The following is a 1,639-nucleotide window of genomic DNA, read 5'->3' on the forward strand; positions in this document are numbered from 1 at the left end:
GAGCTATATCATGAGCATCTAGTAAAGCCAGTGCATATGCAACGGCAATCCCGTTGTCAGCTCCTAGCGTAGTACCATTTGCATAAAGCATATCTTCCACAATTCGCAGTTGAAGCGGATCTTTTTCGAAATCATGCACAGTTCCTTTATTTAACTCGCATACCATGTCCATATGTCCTTGCAAAATGATGGCTGGAGCATCTTCATATCCTTTAGCTGCCGGCTTTTTAATAATTACATTTAAAGCCTCGTCTTGTATAACTTCAAGGCTTCTTTCTTTTGCAAAAGAAACTAAATAGTCACTAATTTTCTTTTCATTTCCAGATTCTCTAGGAATAGCTGAAATTTCGTTAAAAAAATAAAAAACCGGATGTTTAATTAATTCATTTACTGTTTGCACCATATGTATCATCCTTTCTGAACTGCAGGCTTTTTTATCATACTATTTATCTTTACAGGAGAAATAGTATAAGGCTTATTTTATGTATAGCCTAGTTATATTTTAACGTTGATTAGCTCGATAGAATAGGTATAACATAAAAAAGCATAAAGGAGCTCATTAGACTCCTTTATGCTTTTAATGACTTATTCTATTTTTTATTGAGCTGTATATCCGCCGTCCATTACTACCGCTTGACCAGTTACACCTTTTGCTTTATCACTCGCTAAGAAAATAGCGTAGTCAGCAATTTCGCTCACGTCTAGTAATCTTTTTTGAGGGACTAAAGGATAAATAACTTCTTCAAGCACGCTCTCTAATGGTACATTTCTTGTTTTAGCTAAACCATCTAACTGACCTCTCACTAGTGGTGTATCCACATATCCAGGACAAAGTGCATTCACCGTAATACCGTGTGCTGCGCCTTCAAGAGCAGCTACTTTTGTTAGCCCAATTACACCGTGTTTAGCACTGTTATAAGCTGCTTTGCCTGCAAAACCGATTAAACCGTTGATAGAAGAAACGTTAATAATACGTCCGAACCCTTGTTTTTTCATAATCGGAAACGCGTGCTTAATCGCCATAAATGGAGCTGTTAGCATAATTTTAATCATTAACTCATATTTTTCAGTTGGAAACTCTTCGATTGGAGAAACATGCTGCAAGCCAGCGTTATTGATGAACGTATGAACCGCTCCAAAATGTGCGTTTGCTGTTTCAATTAAATGTTTGATTTCTTCTTCTTTTGTTACATCGGCTTTGACACCAAGCGCTTCAAATCCAGCTTCACGAAGATTTTGTGCTGCAGCTTCTACAGCAGCTTGATCAATGTCGGATAACACAATTTTTCCGCCGTTTTCTGCGAATCGTTTACCTATTTCAAACCCAATTCCTCTTGCTGCTCCTGTGATTACAATTACTTGATTTTCAACCATGTGTATTCTCCTCCTGTTTTTAAATAATACCGGCTGCCGCTAATGCGACTCCTGCAAATAAAGCGATTGTCGGGATGATAAATGCAACAACAAATACGTCTTTATACGTTTCTTTATGCTGAAGACCAGTTACGGCTAATAGCGTTAACAACGCACCGTTATGCGGTAAAATAGATGCACCTGACGCAACGCTTGCAATACGGTGAAGAGCATCGGCACTTAAATTCGTCGTTTGAGACAAGTGATACCACGTATCTCCTAATGC

The 1,639-nt window shown here is 38.2% G+C and carries 1 protein-coding gene and 2 pseudogenes; all 3 read right to left on the reverse strand.

Going from position 1 to position 1,639, the window contains the following annotated elements; all coding sequences use genetic code 11:
* Positions 1-403 (reverse strand): annotated as a pseudogene (locus AC1DRF_RS26690) (aminoacyl-histidine dipeptidase); the annotation flags it as partial.
* Positions 404-597: 194 nt separating this feature from the next.
* Positions 598-1,374 (reverse strand): 3-hydroxybutyrate dehydrogenase, encoded by a 777-nt coding sequence (locus tag AC1DRF_RS26695; protein ID WP_013057034.1) that lies wholly within the window; start codon positions 1,372-1,374, stop codon positions 598-600.
* Between the two features lie 19 nt (positions 1,375-1,393).
* Positions 1,394-1,639, reverse strand: a pseudogene (locus tag AC1DRF_RS26700) (GntP family permease); the annotation flags it as partial.

Source organism: Priestia sp. P5_B4 (assembly GCF_056400385.1).

Bases quoted from the DNA above. Each gene is read 5' to 3' on its own strand.
- AC1DRF_RS26695 (WP_013057034.1), bottom strand. From the start codon at position 1,374: ATGGTTGAAAATCAAGTAATTGTAATCACAGGAGCAGCAAGAGGAATT.